General features: G+C 42.5%; 5 protein-coding genes. 3 read left to right on the top strand and 2 right to left on the bottom strand.

Features of this window, described 5'->3' with window-relative positions; genetic code table 11:
* The first annotated feature begins 168 nt into the window (after positions 1-168).
* A complete protein-coding gene (locus KWJ01_RS13180; RefSeq protein WP_224996925.1) occupies positions 169-729 on the top strand; it encodes a hypothetical protein in 561 nt (186 codons plus the stop codon).
* A gap of 17 nt (positions 730-746) precedes the next feature.
* Here KWJ01_RS13180 and KWJ01_RS13175 read toward each other — a convergent pair whose 3' ends face one another.
* Entirely contained in the window at positions 747-1,496 is a 750-nt protein-coding gene (locus tag KWJ01_RS13175; protein WP_224996926.1) for a transposase, read from the bottom strand.
* Between the two features lie 441 nt (positions 1,497-1,937).
* Between KWJ01_RS13175 and KWJ01_RS13170 the strand changes: the two genes are divergently transcribed.
* Both KWJ01_RS13170 and KWJ01_RS13165 read left to right on the top strand, forming a co-directional pair.
* Positions 1,938-2,171, top strand: coding sequence for a DUF433 domain-containing protein (locus KWJ01_RS13170; RefSeq protein ID WP_224996924.1), 234 nt, complete (start codon positions 1,938-1,940; stop codon positions 2,169-2,171).
* Positions 2,168-2,518: a DUF5615 family PIN-like protein gene (locus KWJ01_RS13165; protein WP_224996923.1), complete on the top strand. Its 351-nt coding sequence runs from the start codon at positions 2,168-2,170 to the stop codon at positions 2,516-2,518. Before KWJ01_RS13170 ends, KWJ01_RS13165 begins: the two co-directional genes overlap by 4 nt.
* A 141-nt stretch (positions 2,519-2,659) precedes the next feature.
* Here the strand turns inward: KWJ01_RS13165 and KWJ01_RS13160 are convergent, their stop codons facing one another.
* Positions 2,660-2,842 (bottom strand): transposase, encoded by a 183-nt coding sequence (locus KWJ01_RS13160; protein WP_224996922.1) that lies wholly within the window; start codon positions 2,840-2,842, stop codon positions 2,660-2,662.
* Positions 2,843-2,898 lie beyond the last annotated feature (56 nt).

Raw genomic sequence — 2,898 nt, 5'->3', positions numbered from 1 at the left:
AATAAACGAAGAGCTAAAATCCATTGGAGCTTTACTGTCAACACTGCCAGAGAAAAGCTATCGCGGCAATATCTAGCTGTCAATAAAGCTAATGCAATTTCTATGGATTAAATTGGAAGAGCACTAGACCGTTGTAGCGCATTGAACCCATAATCCACCTTTACTACCTTGACCTTTAAACAACATATAGCAGCTTATGTGACGGGTAACTTAACCGCTTCAGATTTACCTAAAGTTGAATATAAAGGCATATTAGAAGGACTTGAAAGTGAATCTCTAATTATTCTGGCTGGTATGGGGGACAAAGATAATTCACTTGAGCTAGAGCAATATTTCTCACTGTCTTTAAAAGAATTGAATCTTCAGCTACCTGAACTTAGAGAAGCGGCCATCCAACTGGCATTATATTACGCTGACGAGATTATAGATCGTCGCTTAGATCCAATAGCTGGAGTATACAAAATCCTAAATAAATGCCTAGATACCTACGATTTCAGCAAGGAGAATAAGAAATATGCGTTTGACAGTACCGGTTTTGAGAATATCTATGGCCTTTATTGGAATTACGATGAACTTATAGAAGCTGACAGACCGTGGGACCAAGTAAAATCAGATGAAGCACTCATGGAAGAGGTAAAAACTGAACTCTTGGCTGAAGTTGTGAAATGGAAAAATAAAAATAAACGCGCTACAACAACAGTAACTGTTGCACAACTCTCTGAAAAGTAGGCTAATCGTTAATTTTTCTAACACCAGCTACTTCTGAATTTTCCAGCCAGATCAAGTTTCACCAGAAACAAGCAAAAAACAGCCTGCACAGCCGCTACAGGGGCTACCAGAGCGGCTGTTTTTCTTCTTTGGAAGCAGAAGTTGATCCATTTTTTGAGGTTGTAGGCACAGGCGGCACAGAGCATCTTTTTATCCGCTGAAAGGATGCCCCTGGTGTTGAGTTTTGACAGGCCCATGTAGTTGATCAGGGTACCAAACACAGGCTCTACCGTTGAAGATCGTTTTTTCTTCATCCACCTGGCTCGCCTGGAGTCTAATCGTTCTATAGCTCGTTCATATTCTTTTCTGTAGTAGGTGATATCGATTTTCTTTTCCTTCTGCTTTTTGCCCAGACAGGTGTCTTTCAGGGGGCAGCCTTTGCAGTCACTTCTGGTGGTGAAGTACTGACGCTGCAGACTGTCTTGAGCCGAGCGTTTGATCTTTCTAAAGGTGGCTTTCTTGCCCTGGGGGCAGATCCAACAATCCTCCTGTTCATCATAAGTAAAACCTTCAGGACCACCTTTGTAGGTGCCATGTACAGGAATGTAGGCCTGGATCTTTAGCTTTTCCAGCAGAGCATAGTTTTCTCCCGAGCAGTAGGCGCCATCAGCTAAAAGAGCTTGTAAGCCAAGCTCAAAGCAGCTAAGTCTCTCTTTGGTTTCCTGCAGTATCCTGGGCAGGCATTGGCTGTCTTTATGATCAGCAAGATCAGCCTGGGTGTGTACAATAACATGATGGGAGGTATCGACTGCTAACCACTATTGCACTGTTAACTGAAGAAGGAAGCAGTCACACAAGGATAGTGTGAGATAGTGGTGGCGGACCAGATCGTAGTAGTGATGAAGGCTCTGTAATGGAGCTGGAGCGAAGGGTCTGGCTTATTTAGTTTCAGCTATGATCCAACTAGCAATGGGATGATTGTATAGCCAGAAACAGATCACTGCCATTACCTGAAAAGGTACTGGCACATCCAAAATGTTACTACATTAGTGATTAAACAAGAAGAGCCGTATGAAGGGAGCGGGCCCCGCCGGGACTTTCACGTACGGTTCCGTGAGAACGCGAGGGTGAAATTCCCTCGCGTGACTCGACTGGGGGCAAGCAAAGAAACCATCCAGCTTTAAAGTAAGTTCTGAATTTATGTTAGATTTGGAAAATGCAATAATTGAATGGAGAATCTGATAGAAAGAATAACAATAGATCCGGAGGTTTGCCACGGTAAGCCGACTATACGAGGATTAAGATATCCAGTGGAAAGTATGCTGGAGTTGCTTGCTTCGGGTATGTCTATCGAAGAGTTACTGGAGGATTATCCTGATTTAGAACGTGAGGATTTCCTTGCATGTTTGAGCTATGCCTCTAAGCTCGCCCACATAAAAAGTATCTATAGGATTGCATCGTGAAATTTTTAGTAGATGCCCAGCTCCCTAGATCCTTAGCTGATTTTCTGAATCAGAAAGGATTTGATGCTATACATACTCTTGAACTACCTAACCAGAATAAGACAAAGGACTGGCAGATCGCTAAGATTGCCAATAATGAAAATCGTATCGTAATCAGTAAAGACAGCGATTTTCTAGATTCATTTCTTGTTAAATCTGAACCTAGCAAGTTGATTATTGTCAAGACTGGCAACATTCCCAACAGACAGTTGCTCAGGATATTTGATGATCATTTCGATACATTAATCAAAATGATTTCTAGAAGTGATCTGGTGGAGATAAGTAGAACTGAAATTGCTGAAAAATAATAAAAAAAGCCTGCCCCCAACAACAGTAGCTGTTGCACAACTCGCTGATAAAGTAGGCTGATCGTTAATTCTTCTAACACCAGCTACTTCTAAATTTTCCAGTCAGATCAATTTTCACCAGAAACAGCCAGAAAAGAGTATTTATAGCCCCCACTGGGCTATCAGCGCTGCTGTTTTTCTTCTGCTCTGGCAGAAGTTGATCCATTTCTTGAGGTTATAGGCAGCAGCTGCCATGAGCATCTTTTTATCAGCTGAAAGGATGCCCCTGGTGTTGATTTTAGACAGGCCCATGTAGTTGATCAGGCTACCGAACACTGGTTCCACCGTTGAAGATCGTTTTTTTCTTCATCCACCTGGCTCGCCTGGAGTCTAATCGTTCT

The sequence above is a fragment of the Cesiribacter sp. SM1 genome, assembly GCF_020178975.1.
Classification (GTDB): Bacteria; Bacteroidota; Bacteroidia; order Cytophagales; family Cyclobacteriaceae; genus Cesiribacter.
Note: the sequence above shows the minus strand (reverse complement) of the source record. Positions and strands in the feature narration are given on the sequence as shown.

Excerpts from the sequence above, each read along its gene's own strand:
- KWJ01_RS13170 (WP_224996924.1), top strand. The coding sequence starts at position 1,938 with ATGGAGAATCTGATAGAAAGAATAACAATAGATCCGGAGGTTTGCCAC.